The sequence below is a fragment of the Muribaculum intestinale genome (assembly GCF_002201515.1).
Lineage (GTDB): Bacteria > Bacteroidota > Bacteroidia > Bacteroidales > Muribaculaceae > Muribaculum > Muribaculum intestinale.
The window spans coordinates 786,835-801,199 of sequence record NZ_CP021421.1; the positions used below are offsets into that span (position 1 = coordinate 786,835).

Genomic DNA, 14,365 nt, shown 5'->3' on the forward strand with positions numbered 1-14,365 from the left:
TTCAGTTGAGGATAACTGCGGCATGCCTTGGAGCAAGCGCACGCTCGAAATGGTAGGCCCGGGCAAACTGTCGTATAATGGCCAGAGTCGACTCGCAAGGCTTCAAGCACTCGTCCTTTTTTTCTGAAGCCAACATGCGATTATTGTCGAGAGTCGAAGAAGAGGTAGATTTTTTCAGCATAGGCAGGCGTGTTATCGTTGTATATGTAGAACGAATACGACCCGATTTTTATTATCAATTACCTCAACCGGATATAAAAATTATCACACATATTTATCCATCTACACCTTTATCGGCATTATGCGTGCGTAAACTACAGAAATATAAAAATATTGTATCCCAATACTAAAAATTACTTAATTTATTTGCCGCAATCGGAGCAAATCTCTACCTTTGCAACAAAAGAAGGCTAAAACATGTCAAAATATTGCTTGACTGCCACTAAACGAGACTTTCTTTTTACAATTAGCAAATATAGTATTTACCTGCTTAAATTTACTGCCTATAGAGACGACCATTACTTCAAATCAAATCAATCATAAGTAATGCAAATCTTTTCTTCGCTCACCGACGAGCAGTTGGTGAAATCATATGTTGAAGGGAACAACGAGGCTTTCGACGCGCTATTGTTGCGCCACCAGTCAAAGCTATTTTCATATATCATGCGCATCGTACGCAACCGCGACATCGCCGACGACATCTTTCAGGAGACGTTTGTCAAGATTATCATGATGCTGAAACAAGGTCGTTATACCGAAAACGGAAAGTTTTCGGCATGGCTTCATCGTATCGCCCACAATCTTATCATTGACTACTATCGCCAGGAGCGTGTAGAGAACACCGTGTCGACTGATGACAACGAGACCGATATGCTCAACCGGCGCGACCTCTGCGAGACGAATGTGGAGGACTGGCTTGTGGAGAATCAGATACATACCGACGTACGCCGTCTGATAGGGGCACTCCCGGAGCCTCAGCGCGAGGTGTTGACCATGCGATACTACCGCGACATGAGTTTCAAGGAAATAGCCGAGGCAACAGGTGTAAGCATCAACACTGCCCTCGGACGCATGCGCTATGCCCTGCTCAATATGCGCCGCATGGCCGCCAAACACAATATTCAGCTTACAGCATGACGAAAGAGCGCGTGTGCAAATCCGGCAACATTTACATCGCGCACTAAGAATATATAATGAAAGGCGTCCCAAAACTGGACGCCTTTCATTATATAGGGAGAATTTTATATTTTCTCAATCAGCGGAAAGGACCGATTAGTTTTCGGCTACCTTGTTGTAACGCTTGTTGAGACCGTCGATTACCTCGTTGGTAATATCGAGAGCAGGATTGAAGTATACTCCGGCAGCCTTGTAGAGGATTGCATCGTAGCCTTTCTTACGGTTATAGTCCTTGATAAAGGCCTCAATTGAGTCGGTAAGCTGAATCTGCTGCTGAATCATCTCCTGCTCTGCTTCGCGCTGAAGGCTTGCAAGATAATTCTGAGCTTCGGCCTGCTTCTTGTTGAATGTTTCCTGATCGGACTGGAAGCTCTCCTGAGAGAGGTATCCGTTATTGTTGATTTTCTGCTGTATCTGATTGCCGAGCTTCTGCAGTTCGGAAGTACGTGTACGCTGTGCGTTGTCAATCTTGTTGATCTGGCGGAGTTGTGCTTCCTTGAAATCTTTTGCGAGATTGTAATGTGCCGCAATCGAATCTGCATCGATGTAGCGGATGTTGACGGCAGCGGTGGCAGCCTTATCGGCGGTGGCGGCGGCAGGTGCGGCTTCCTCCTTGCCGGAAGAGCATGAAACTGCCGCAACGGCCAGCATCAACATGAGCGATTTTGCACAAAGTGCGGTTTTCTTCATTGTAAGTTGCTTAATGTATGGTATTTATTTTCTTTTATCATTTTTGTGGGCATGCCCCGACGCGCAGGTAATACCCTTGCGGCGAAGCGCCACATTGTCGTGAACATGGCCTGAAGGGAATCTGGAGCCTTTAACAAAAAGCACCTTGATGCCCAGCAACACCACGCACACGGCTACGATAGCTATGGCTAACAACACTGTTTTCACTGTGTCTCTATGTTTTTGCACTGCAAATATAAGAAAGGAATTACAAATCTGGAATTATCTGAATTTTATTTTGTAACTTAGAGTGCGAAAAGCGAATAATTTAACAATTTTATACACTTCAAAGCGACCATTAACTAATCAAACAGAATAATGATTATGACAATCAAGGATCTCAAACCAACGGCCGTATGGACAATCTTTGACGAGATTACCAAGGTGCCCCGTCCTTCCAAGAAGGAAGAGAAAATCCGCAAATACATACTCGATTTCGCCAAAGCCAACGGCATCGACGCCAAGACCGACGAAGTGGGCAACGTAGTGCTCAGCAAACCTGCAACTCCCGGCAAAGAGGATGCTCCGACAGTAATAATGCAGGGACACATGGACATGGTGTGCGAGTCAAACAAGAAAGATTTCGACTTCGACAACTCCCCCATCACCACCATCATCGACGGAGAATGGGTACATGCCGACAACACTACTCTTGGCGCTGACAACGGTATCGGAGTAGCAGCTTCTCTGGCTGTGATGGCCGACAAGAGCCTGGTACACGGTCCGCTCGAAGCTCTGTTTACCGTAGATGAAGAAACCGGCATGACCGGTGCCAACAATCTGGGTGAAAACATGATGAACGGCTCGATACTGCTCAACCTCGACTCGGAGGATGACGGCCAGTTCTTCATCGGTTGCGCCGGCGGCATCGACACCACCATCACTTTCGACTATAAGCGCGAGATGGCTCCTGCCGACTACCATTGGTTTGACATCGAACTCGCCAACCTAAGCGGCGGACATTCCGGAGGCGATATCCACGAAGGACGCGCCAACTCCAACAAGTTGCTCGCACGCTTCCTCTTCGGCCTGTCGCAGAAGCATGATATCGTGCTCAGCGAAATAAGCGGCGGCAACCTGCGCAACGCCATCCCCCGAGCAGCACATGCCGTAGTGGGCGTACATACCTCGAAGAAAGAAGAAGTAGTGGTAGCGTTCAACGAATTTGTGGCTGACGTCAAGAACGAATATTCCCACACCGACCCGGCAATGGATATCACCATCGCTACCGCCGACAAGCCCGAATACGCCATCGATTCCGACACCACCCTGCGCCTGATACGCTCGCTTTATGCCTGCCCCCACGGAGTAATCTCCATGAGCCACGACCTCGAAGGCCTGGTGGAGACCTCGACCAACCTCGCTTCGGTAAAGATGCAGCCCGACAATACAATACTTGTCACCACCAGCCAGCGCAGTTCGGTGGAAAGCCGCAAATATGACATCGCCAACCAGATTGAGGCCCTGTTCCTCATGGCCGGCGCCAAGGTGACCCACGGCGACGGATATCCCGGATGGGCCCCCAACATGAACTCGGCCATCATGAAGATTGCCGCTGACACATACAAAGAACTTTATGGCGAGGAGCCGCTGATTACAGCCATACATGCCGGACTGGAATGTGGACTCTTCCTTACGAAATATCCGCACCTCGATATGGTATCGTTCGGACCGACCCTGCGTGGTGTACACTCTCCCAGCGAGAAGATGCACATTCCTGCAGTAGAACGCTTCTGGGACCAGCTCGTAACCATACTACGCAAAGTATCAGACCTCAAAAAGTAATGTTCTGAGGCTACACATCAGTAAAAAGACAACTATATCCCCGGCAAGATGCCTGTAACGAGTCATCGTGTCGGGGATTTCTTTCCACCATGAACACGCTACACAAGCTGATAGCCCTGGCCATAGCTGCAATAGGCTCTATATGCAATCATGCGGACGGCGCCCGTCCGCCACGGGTGACACATCCCGACTCGCTACATCTGCTGCCACAAAATCTATGGGAACTTCCGGAGAATCCTTGGTCGGAGGCCCGGCGCAACAGTATCGAACGTCTTACCGACGAGGACTACCGCGAGGCTGCCGACGAACTCGGCATCGAGACTGCCGCCATGAAAGCTGTCGTAGCAATCGAGGCCGGCTCAACCCACCGGGGATTTTATGCTCCGGGAAAGCCATTGATTAATTTCGATCTTGCAATGTTCAGACGCGGAGCACGGAAACGAGGCATCAATCTCGCTACATACACAAAAAAACAACCGGTGGTATTTTCTCGGCCCAACATAAAACGCTACGGTAGCTATCAGGCTGCACAGTATGCCCGGCTCAACGGCGCTATGGCCATAGACTCGATAACGGCGCTGGAAAACACGTTTTGGGGAATGTTTCAGATCGGGGGATTCAACTGGCGTAAATGTGGAGCCGAATCGATTAAGGATTTTGTCGACCGCATGTCATCAAGCGAGCATGAGCAACTCGAGCTCTTTGTCGAATTCGTAAAATCGCAAGGCCTTGACAAGTATCTCAAGAAGAAAGACTGGGCCGGATTTGCCCGCAGATACAATGGCCCCGGATACGCAAAACGGCGATACCATAAGCGGCTGGCGAGCGCATACGAAAGGTATCGCAAAGAGGAAGACAAACATAAGTGATGGAGTCTATTAATCGATTAACCTGATTGATATCATTCCCGACATAGCGAGGTACACAAAAATACTGCGGCGTAAACCGGATTATCGGTTTACGCCGCATCTGTTCAGTATATCGTCGGATATGCCGACTTAACCGTAATTACTCGGCACACTTGGCCTTGATAAACTCGCGGTTGAGACGTGCGATATTGCTAATCTTGATACACTTGGGACACTCCGCCTCGCAGGCTCCGGTGTTGGTGCAGTTGCCGAAACCGAGCTCGTCCATCTTCATTACCATGGCGCGTGCGCGACGTTTGCGCTCAACCTGTCCCTGGGGCAGGAGTGCGAACTGGCTTACCTTTGCAGAAACGAAGAGCATTGCAGAGCCGTTCTTACAAGCAGCCACACATGCGCCACAGCCGATGCATGTAGCAGAGTCCATAGCCATGTCGGCGTTGACCTTGGAGATGGGGAGATTGTTGGCATCCTGTGCGCCTCCGCAGTTGAACGATACATAGCCGCCGGCCTGCTGAATCTGGTCAAAAGCATTGCGGTTGACCATGAGGTCCTTTATCACAGGGAACGCGGCAGAGCGCCAGGGCTCTACAGTGATTGTCTCGCCATCCTTGAAACGGCGCATGTAGAGCTGGCAAGTGGTAGCACCAGTAGCAGGGCCGTGGGGGTGTCCGTTGATATAGAGCGAGCACATACCACAGATACCTTCGCGACAGTCGTGGTCAAATGCAATCGGCTCCTCGTGGTTGTTAACGAGCTGCTCGTTGAGAATATCGAGAGTTTCAAGGAACGAGGTATCGGTATCGGTCTCCACGGTATAAGTGCGGAACTCACCTTTTTCCTTAGGACCGGCCTGACGCCAGACCTTGAGATTTACAGTCATATTTGCCATGTTGTAGAAAATTCTTTAAGAGTTACGACTTATAGTTACGTGTCTGTACCTTTATAGCCTCGTAGTGGAGGGGTTCCTTGATAAGCTCGGGAGCTTTTTCATCACTGCCCTGATAATCCCAGCATGCTACGTAGAAGTAGTTTTCGTCGTCGCGCTTAGCCTCGCCTTCCTCGGTCTGGTACTCTTCACGGAAGTGACCGCCACAGCTTTCGTTGCGGTTGAGGGCATCGTAGGCCACGAGTTCGCCCATCGTGATAAAGTCCTTGAGGCGGAAAGCCTTATCGAGCTCATTGTTCATTCCTTCAGCGGTGCCGGGCACATAGAGGTTGGTCTCAAACTCCTTGCGAAGAGCCTTGAGCTTGTCAAGCGCGAGTGTGAGGCCCTCCTTGGTACGGCCCATTCCTACATATTCCCACATGATGTGGCCGAGCTCCTTGTGGATGGAGTCGACAGAGCGCTTGCCCTGAATCTTGAGGAATGCGTTCTGGGCTTCCACACATTTCTTTTCGGCCTCGGCAAATTCGGGGCCATCGGTGCCGGGGCACGGAACGGTAATCTGGTCGCTGAGGTAGTTCTGGATTGTATAGGGAAGCACGAAGTATCCGTCGGCAAGACCCTGCATGAGTGCGGATGCACCAAGACGGTTGGCGCCATGGTCAGAGAAGTTGCACTCACCGATTGCAAACAGACCCTTGAGCGAAGTCTGGAGTTCGTAGTCAACCCAGATACCACCCATTGTGTAGTGGATAGCGGGGAAAATCATCATCGGGTTGTAATAAACCTGACCATTGATTTCGCTGCCCTTCTCGCCGGGGTTAACATCGGTAATCTCCTCGTACATGTCGAAGAGGTTGCCGTAGCGCTGACGAACGACATCGATACCGAGACGGTTGATGGCCTCAGAGAAGTCGAGGAATACGGCGAGACCGGTGTTGTTGACACCAAATCCCTTGTCGCAGCGTTCCTTGGCTGCACGCGATGCAACGTCGCGGGGCACGAGGTTGCCGAATGCCGGGTATCGGCGTTCGAGATAGTAGTCGCGACGTTCTTCGGGAATATCAGAGCCCTTGATTTCACCGCGCTGGAGTTTCTTGGCGTCCTCGATATCCTTCGGCACCCAGATACGACCGTCGTTGCGGAGCGACTCCGACATAAGGGTAAGTTTCGACTGCTGGTCACCGTGCACAGGGATACATGTGGGGTGGATCTGCACATAAGAGGGGTTGGCGAAGTATGCGCCCTTGCGGTAGCAAGCCATAGCGGCAGAACAGTTGCAACCCATAGCGTTGGTCGAGAGGAAGTATGCGTTACCGTATCCGCCGGTAGCGATAACCACGGCGTGTGCTGCAAAGCGTTCGAACTTGCCTGTAACGAGATTCTTGGCGATGATACCGCGGGCACGGCCGTCAATCATAACCACATCGTGCATCTCATAGCGGTTGTAGCTCTTCACCTTGCCAAGATTAATCTGGCGGTTGAGCGAGCTGTAGGCTCCGAGGAGGAGCTGCTGGCCGGTCTGGCCCTTTGCGTAGAATGTACGCGACACCTGGGCGCCACCGAACGAACGGTTAGCAAGAAGGCCTCCGTATTCACGTGCGAAGGGTACACCCTGAGCCACACACTGGTCGATGATATTGTTGGACACCTCGGCCAGACGATATACGTTGGCTTCGCGGGCACGGTAGTCACCGCCCTTTACTGTGTCGTAGAAGAGGCGATAAACAGAGTCTCCGTCGTTCTGATAGTTCTTTGCAGCATTGATACCACCCTGTGCGGCAATTGAGTGAGCGCGGCGGGGGCTATCCTGGATGCAGAAGTTAAGTACGTTGAAACCCATCTCGGCGAGAGTCGAGGCGGCTGATGCGCCGGCAAGACCTGTACCAACCACAATCACCGACAGGCGGCGCTTGTTGGCGGGGTTCACGAGTTTCTGGTGAGCCTTATAGTTGGTCCATTTTTCAGCGATAGGACCTTCCGGGATTTTGGAATCAGCCGGATTCATCACTTTTACTTTGTCTAAATCGGTAGTTGCCATATCGCTTGATTAGTTAGCGGGTTCAACATTAGTTTCAGTTGCTTCGTCGCAAACTGCGGCGGAACATTCTTTCTTTGAGCCATTGAGGTAATCAACGAACTCAAGCACACGGCGCCACTGGCCGATAGTCTCAATTTGCTTCTCGATGCGCTCGGGAGTAGCCTGATACTGAGCAGCCATTTCGGGGTTGCTCTTGAGCTCCTGCATCTGAGTTTCGGCAGCCTTGAGTTCTTCAGCAGAGGGGAGCTGGTCGTAATCAAAACGGTCGGCGGGAACACCTACCATCTTGCCGAGCACTTCCTTGTACTGGTCGCGGAGAGCTGCATCTTTCTTATAGAAGTCGTTGTGGGCGTTGACTGTGAATACAATAGCCTGAGCGATGAAGAGCACGATTACGATTGATGTCCACCAGCAACCGATTGTCTTCAGACGGCTTACCCATACGTTGTTGTCCCAGCCGATAGTATGGAACATCGACCAGAAACCATGGTTCATGTGGAACCACAATGCGATGAAGCCGATGATATAGATTACCGGAGTAGCCCAGCTGCTGAATGCTTCCTGAATAAACAAGGTACCCATCGAGGGAGGAAGCACTTCTTCTACACCACGGATTTCAACGAGCTGCATCTTTGCCCAGAACTGAATCAGGTGGACAACGAGGAATGCGAGCACTACGACACCGAGCACGAGCATGTTCTGTGACGACCATTCAACACTCTTGGGGATAGAGTTGATGGCATAGCGGTTGTTGCCACGGGCCTTGCGGTTCTGCAGGGTCAGCCACACGGCATAGATAATGTGAATGATGAAAAGCACGGCCAGGCCCATCGACGCTACGAGAGCGTACCAGTTGGCACCCAGAAACTCGCAAATCACGTTGTAGGAAGCGGGATACACGATCGCTACCGCGTTCATCAAGCAGTGGAAAGTTACAAATAGGACGAGGCAGATGCCGGTAACGGCCATCACCAGTTTACGTCCTATAGACGAGCTTGTTAACCACATAGTAGTTTAATTTGGATTAAGTTAGTTATGTTATTTGATGTTCTGAATTACGGTATTATTGGGCCTCCTACAGAGACACTGCGTACAAGACAAGCCTCCTGTATGCTTTTAGACCAACGCTCAATCTTGCTGACAAAAAGGCATTATCGACTTGGATATGCAAATTTAAGACAAATTACAAACCGACACAAACATTACGGAAAAAATTCGCTAATTTATCATACCACATTTTTTTCTGCCCACATGCCAATAGCGCCACACAACGGCTTTTTTAGTAACGATTCTCTCATTTTTGGCCATTTGCGGCACCATTTATATGTTATAAAACACAAATCAAAAAATTCCCCTAAAAATATTGTAATAATGTAATCAAAAATAGCTAAACTTGCACATGATTTCGAGCAAATCAACACATGATTACATATATCATGTCATGTATAGCCTGATTTCAATCATTCTAACATACACACCTAATAACAGCTTTTACTAAACTTATAGTTTAATTTTACCTTAAAACCACCAGACAGACATTAAAATCTACATTCTAAGAACTCTAAAACAGTAGATAGATTTCTCATGAATGGAAAGGCGGCAGAACTTGTGATAAGCGAGGCCGTCTGTTTTTTTTACCCGCACAGGAATACCATGTCACGAAAAGGACAATATATCTACTCCCGCACTATACATTATATATACAAGCTCCAAAATAAAAAAAGCCTCCGGAAATCCGGAGGCTTTTTTCATATCGACTGCAAGAGTCGTTATATCTGCTGAGCAATCTTTTCTGCTACAGAGCGTGTGGGATTAGTTCTGAGAGAAGATTACGATACGGTTCCAGTTGTTTACGTCGTAAACCTGAGAGTCGGAACCTTCAGCCTTGATTGTGAGACGGTCGGCAGGAATACCATACTCTTTTGTAAGCATGTTGTATACATTCTGTGCACGACGCTCTGAAAGCTTCATGTTGTAAGATGCAGTACCGGTATCCTTGTCAGCATAACCCTTGATTACAACGTTGCTGTTGGGGTTGGCCTTCATCCACTGTGCGATGTTATATACATTGACAGTCTCGGTAGAAGTAATCTTGGCAGAGTTAATGGTGAAGCGTACGGTAGAGAGCAGAGGAGCCTGTGCGTCGGGACATTCGGGAGCTACAACCTCGGGGCAGGGGAGCTGAGCCTCAGCTGCTGCGAGAGCGGCACCGCATGTAGCGAGAGCACCACGAAGATCATTTACCTGACCGTTGAGCTGGTTGATGTAGCCAAGATAATCGCAGGGATTGAAGCTCTTGAACTCACGGCCACCGAAGTTGATGTTGAAACCGCCGAGTACGTTGAGGTTCATGTCAACATTCTGGCCGATTGCAGAGCCGTCGAATTCGTCGCCGAAGAGACCGTAGCGGCCTTCTGCAAAGAAGTCAACATACTTGCAGAGACGGAAACGGAGCTGAAGACCAACTGATACCGGGAACTCCCATACGCGGGTCTTTACGGCACCGTGCTGTGTGTAGAGCGCGGGATCATGAGCCCAACCCCATGAACGGGAAACTCCTAAACCTACAAAAGGAATCACACTTAAGAAACGGTCGGATTTCACACTGCCGAAACTGTTGAACATATCCCACATAAGGTCAGCATTGGCATTGATGTATTTTGCCTTGTTGTAGCCATCGGCGTCAACATGGTAAGCACCGCCGGTAGCACCGATACGCCATGCCAGATAAGGGCTGAACCACTTACCAAAGGCGATATTGTAGGAGGCAGTGATGTGACGGTGATGTTCCTGGCCGTCAGCGATACGGTCGGTCATCGGGAGCTCCATACCGGCGCCAATCTGGAGGAACCAGTTGGCTCCGCGCTCTGAGTAGAAGTGGTCACCACACTCCACAGCTTCAGTCTCAGTGATGGTAACTTCCTCAACAGCTACAGCTTCCTGTGCGGTAGCAACATTTGCTGAAAGCAGCATTGCGCCGCAGGCAGCAAAACCGAAAAGGATGTTCTTTTTCATTCTCTTAAGTTTTTAATTTATACAATTTGTTTTAACCCTTCTTTATACGGGCAGCCTTCAAGGCTTTCCGCAGGCTGCCGGTAGAAGGCAGCGACTTGTTTTGTGATTTTGCTATTGTAACGCCGCGCGTTTACCGTTTGTTCAGCAAAATTTTCACAAAGGTAAAGTATAATTAGAATCTCTGCAACTTTTTTCGACAAATTTTAACACTATAATGTTAAAATCAGGACTACGTTAAAATCAATTAATCACTGAAATTCAGCAATATATAGGTTAGCACCCGGTTTAATGTTAATTTTACAATCAGAAATTTATGCTTATATTTGCAAAAACAAAAAAAACTCCGGATAATGCCATCGTCCACTCCCATATCTCCACCTGACCAGCCTCACCGTGGGCAGCGTGCACGCCACCGTCTGCGCACCCACCGGCGCTTCAGGCTCTCGTTCATCAACGAGAACACATTCAACGAGGTGTGGACAATCGGCATGTCACAGCGCAAAGTAATTGCCAGTATCGCACTAATATTCGTAGCATTAGGATGCATGGCGGCAACACTCATAGTATTTACCCCACTGCGCACTCTCCTACCTGGATACCTCAAGCAGGAAGAGAGACAGAAGAACACAGTCAACGTATTCCGTGTCGACTCACTGTTGAAAGCCGGACGAGAGACATCGGAATATCTGGCCACACTGAAATCAATCCTACAGGGCGACAGCTCAATAGTCACACATACCGGACAGCAGGCATCTGCAATCTCCAGCCACTCAGTATCGCCCGATTCGCTGCTTCCGGCAACCCCGACAGAAGAACAGTTCGTAAGAATGATAGATGAACGCAAGCGCTACAGCATCGGCAACCACACCTCCGCGCCCGGAGTATCAGCAATATTTCTTTTTCCGATAAGAGGAGCGCGCATGCTGTCCGACACTTCATCCGAACTTACTGTCGTAAGCCCTCCGCGCAATGCCACAGTCACATCCCCGGGCTCTGCCACTATCATAGCCACATCCTACTCCCCCTCGGGCCTATGGGCCGTAACCCTTCAGCACACAAACGGATATGTGACAATAATCGACGGATTGTCATCCTGCAGAGTAAAGGCCGGAGATTCCGTATCGGTCGGAGAAAGCCTTGGAAATGCCGACACATCCCACGACGTGACCATACAGTTATGGAGCGCCGGGACACGGCTGAACCCACTCCGCGTCATGCCTATCTGACCGAATTTAAAGCCCCGGTTTCCATAATAGCGGAATTTACGCTATCTTTGCACCTATATTTATATATAGCCATTATTTATATATAGCCATTAATCCGTGGACCCACAGAAAAAGATAGCCGTACTCGGGAGCACAGGCTCAATAGGAGTACAGACACTTGATATAATCGCAGAATATCCCGACCGTTTCCGTGCCACAGTGCTTGTGGCCGGCCGCAACGTAGAGCTGCTAATCTCGCAGGCCCGTCAGCATCGTCCGAATCTCGCCGTAATAGCCGACGAGAGCCTCTACCCCACTCTGCGCGACGCTCTCGCCCCGCTCGGTATAGAGACCGCGGCAGGAGCCGATGCCATAACTGATGCTATGGAGCGCGACGACGTAGACACCGTGGTTACAGCCACTGTAGGCTACAGCGGCCTCGCCCCCACCCTGCGTGCCATCGATGCCGGCAAGCAGATAGCCCTGGCCAACAAAGAGACAATGGTTGTAGCCGGAGAGCTTGTGACACGACGACTCGACAACTCACCCTCACGTATAATTCCCGTCGATTCCGAGCACTCGGCCATATACCAGTGTATGGCAGGAGAGGAATCATCAACAGTAAAAAAGCTGCTTATCACCGCCTCGGGAGGCCCCTTCCGCACCCGCAGCATCGACGAACTGAGCAGTGTGACCGTACGCGACGCCCTCGCCCACCCCAATTGGTCGATGGGAGCCAAAATCACCATTGACTCAGCCACGATGCTCAACAAAGCATTCGAGATAATCGAGGCACGCTGGCTGTTCGGCATCACCCCCGACCGCATTGAAGCGGTCGTGCATCCCCAGTCGATTGTACACTCCATGGTAGAGTTTACCGACGGATCGGTAAAAGCACAGCTCGGCATCCCTGACATGCATCTGCCCATACGCTATGCCCTCGGTGATGCCTCAAGGCTTGCCACCAACCGTCCCGGTCTACGCCTGCAGGACTACGACCGACTCGAATTCTTCAGGCCCGACACCGAAAAATTTCCCCTCATCAACATGGCCTACTACGCGCTCGAACGCGGAGGCAATACCGCATGCGTGATAAACGCCGCCAACGAGATTGCTGTCGACGCATTCCTCCACGAGCGTATCGGCTACCTTGACATACAACGTACAATAGAATCTACGCTCAACGATGTGCCATTCATAGCCTCGCCTGGCTACGACGACTATGTTGCCACCAACACACTCGCCCGCCGCATAGCCGAGGAGCATACCAAGAGCCGGTTCGACAAGAAGAGATAACACAATGGACGCATTTCTGATAAAAGCGGCGCAACTGATTGCCGCATTTGCCCTGCTCGTGATAATACATGAGTTCGGACACTATATTTTCGCCCGCATGTTCGGGATTAAAGTTGAGAAATTCTACCTGTTCTTCGACCCTTGGTTCTCGTTGGTAAAATGGCGGCCAAAGAAAAAGGCGACTAAAGACACCGTCGACAACCGCGCTACATGGCGCGACACCGAGTATGGCATCGGCTGGCTGCCGCTGGGCGGCTATGTGAAAATCGCAGGTATGATTGACGAGTCGATGGACAAAGAGCAGATGAGCAAGCCCGCGCAGCCCTGGGAATTCCGCTCCAAGCCGGCATGGCAGCGCCTGCTGGTGATGGTAGCCGGAGTGCTCATGAACTTCATTCTCGCCATAATCATCTATGCCGGCATAGCATGGTACTGGGGCGAGAAATATATCGAATACCGCGACGCCAAGGAAGGCATGGAGTATGCACAGTCGGCAAAGGAAATCGGATTCCGCGACGGCGACATACCCCTTCTCGCCGACGGCGAGGAGATGTACGCCTCCGACCCGTCAAGTCTGCTTAAAATGGTAGAGGCAAAGACTGTGACGGTACTGCGCGACGGACGCGACTCAGTAGAAATAGCCATACCGGAAAACTTCATTTTCCGCGTCAATGACGACAAGGGCTTCTTCACATACCGTCTGCCCGTAGTTGTCGACAACACCGTCAGCGGAGAACCCGCCGACAAAGCCGGACTGAAAACCGGCGACCGCATACGCACCATCAACGGAGAGCCCGCATCGACCTATACCGATTTCACCCGGCTACTCGCCGAAAACGGAGGCAAGGAAATCGAGCTCGGCATCGTCCGCGACGGACATCCCGCCGACATCGCCATCACTCCGACCGAAGGCGGCAAAATCGGTATCCAGCTACGCCCAATCACCGACATCTACCCTGTACACGTAAAGCGCTACGGCCTCCTTGAGTCGATACCCAAGGGTTGGGAAAACGGCACAGGAAAACTGTCGGCCTACGTCAGCTCGATGAAATACGTGGCCACAGCCGAGGGAGCCAAGAGCCTTGGTGGATTCGGCGCCATCGGCAACATGTTTCCCGACCGATGGAGCTGGATATCATTCTGGGAAATCACCGCATTCCTCTCGGTAGCTCTCGCATTCATGAATATCCTGCCCATTCCGGCGCTCGACGGCGGGCATATCATGTTTCTGCTCTACGAAATCATATCGCGGCGCAAACCCTCCGAGAAATTCATGGAGTATGCCCAGATATGCGGCATGGCATTCCTGTTCATACTGCTCCTCTATGCCAATGGCAACGACCTCTACCGGTTCTTCTTAAAATAA

The 14,365-nt window shown here is 50.6% G+C and carries 12 protein-coding genes and 1 pseudogene; 6 read left to right on the forward strand and 7 right to left on the reverse strand.

The features are described from left to right. Window position 1 precedes the first annotated feature (1 nt). On the reverse strand, window positions 2-181 hold the full coding sequence (locus ADH68_RS03360; RefSeq protein ID WP_088294773.1) for a hypothetical protein: 180 nt from the start codon (window positions 179-181) through the stop codon (window positions 2-4). 365 nt (window positions 182-546) lie between these two features. Between ADH68_RS03360 and ADH68_RS03365 the strand changes: the two genes are divergently transcribed. Continuing rightward, a complete protein-coding gene (locus ADH68_RS03365; protein WP_068959809.1) occupies window positions 547-1,137 on the forward strand; it encodes a sigma-70 family RNA polymerase sigma factor in 591 nt (196 codons plus the stop codon). A 135-nt stretch (window positions 1,138-1,272) separates the two neighbouring features. Here the strand turns inward: ADH68_RS03365 and ADH68_RS03370 are convergent, their stop codons facing one another. Continuing rightward, window positions 1,273-1,866 (reverse strand): OmpH/Skp family outer membrane protein, encoded by a 594-nt coding sequence (locus tag ADH68_RS03370; protein WP_084273898.1) that lies wholly within the window; start codon window positions 1,864-1,866, stop codon window positions 1,273-1,275. 24 nt (window positions 1,867-1,890) lie between these two features. Beyond that, complete coding sequence (locus tag ADH68_RS13890) at window positions 1,891-2,073, reverse strand: hypothetical protein (RefSeq protein ID WP_084273897.1); 183 nt, start codon at window positions 2,071-2,073, stop codon at window positions 1,891-1,893. A 156-nt stretch (window positions 2,074-2,229) separates the two neighbouring features. Here ADH68_RS13890 and ADH68_RS03375 point away from each other — a divergent pair, with 156 nt between their 5' ends. Next, window positions 2,230-3,690, forward strand: a complete 1,461-nt coding sequence (locus ADH68_RS03375; protein WP_068961946.1) for an aminoacyl-histidine dipeptidase — start codon at window positions 2,230-2,232, stop codon at window positions 3,688-3,690. A gap of 89 nt (window positions 3,691-3,779) precedes the next feature. Beyond that, window positions 3,780-4,559 carry an N-acetylmuramidase family protein gene (locus ADH68_RS03380; RefSeq protein ID WP_084273896.1) on the forward strand — a complete coding sequence of 260 codons (780 nt, stop codon included), beginning with the start codon at window positions 3,780-3,782 and terminating at the stop codon, window positions 4,557-4,559. Between the two features lie 139 nt (window positions 4,560-4,698). Here the strand turns inward: ADH68_RS03380 and ADH68_RS03385 are convergent, their stop codons facing one another. From ADH68_RS03385 to ADH68_RS03400, 4 genes and pseudogenes are all read right to left on the reverse strand, one after another. Beyond that, on the reverse strand, window positions 4,699-5,448 hold the full coding sequence (locus ADH68_RS03385; RefSeq protein ID WP_068959807.1) for a succinate dehydrogenase/fumarate reductase iron-sulfur subunit: 750 nt from the start codon (window positions 5,446-5,448) through the stop codon (window positions 4,699-4,701). Between the two features lie 22 nt (window positions 5,449-5,470). Continuing rightward, entirely contained in the window at window positions 5,471-7,450 is a 1,980-nt protein-coding gene (locus tag ADH68_RS03390; protein WP_068961944.1) for a fumarate reductase/succinate dehydrogenase flavoprotein subunit, read from the reverse strand. 381 nt (window positions 7,451-7,831) lie between these two features. Further along, window positions 7,832-8,491 (reverse strand): annotated as a pseudogene (locus tag ADH68_RS14125) (succinate dehydrogenase cytochrome b subunit); the annotation flags it as partial. Between the two features lie 804 nt (window positions 8,492-9,295). Further along, window positions 9,296-10,498, reverse strand: coding sequence for an OmpA family protein (locus ADH68_RS03400; RefSeq protein WP_068959805.1), 1,203 nt, complete (start codon window positions 10,496-10,498; stop codon window positions 9,296-9,298). Between the two features lie 350 nt (window positions 10,499-10,848). Between ADH68_RS03400 and ADH68_RS03405 the strand changes: the two genes are divergently transcribed. From ADH68_RS03405 to rseP, 3 genes are all read left to right on the forward strand, one after another. Further along, the gene (locus tag ADH68_RS03405) at window positions 10,849-11,724 is read left to right on the forward strand and encodes a M23 family metallopeptidase (RefSeq protein WP_068959804.1); all 876 of its coding nucleotides are present in this window, start codon (window positions 10,849-10,851) and stop codon (window positions 11,722-11,724) included. Between the two features lie 96 nt (window positions 11,725-11,820). Then, complete coding sequence (locus ADH68_RS03410; RefSeq protein ID WP_068959803.1) at window positions 11,821-12,999, forward strand: 1-deoxy-D-xylulose-5-phosphate reductoisomerase; 1,179 nt, start codon at window positions 11,821-11,823, stop codon at window positions 12,997-12,999. 4 nt (window positions 13,000-13,003) lie between these two features. Next, window positions 13,004-14,365, forward strand: coding sequence for an RIP metalloprotease RseP (gene rseP, locus ADH68_RS03415; protein ID WP_068959802.1), 1,362 nt, complete (start codon window positions 13,004-13,006; stop codon window positions 14,363-14,365).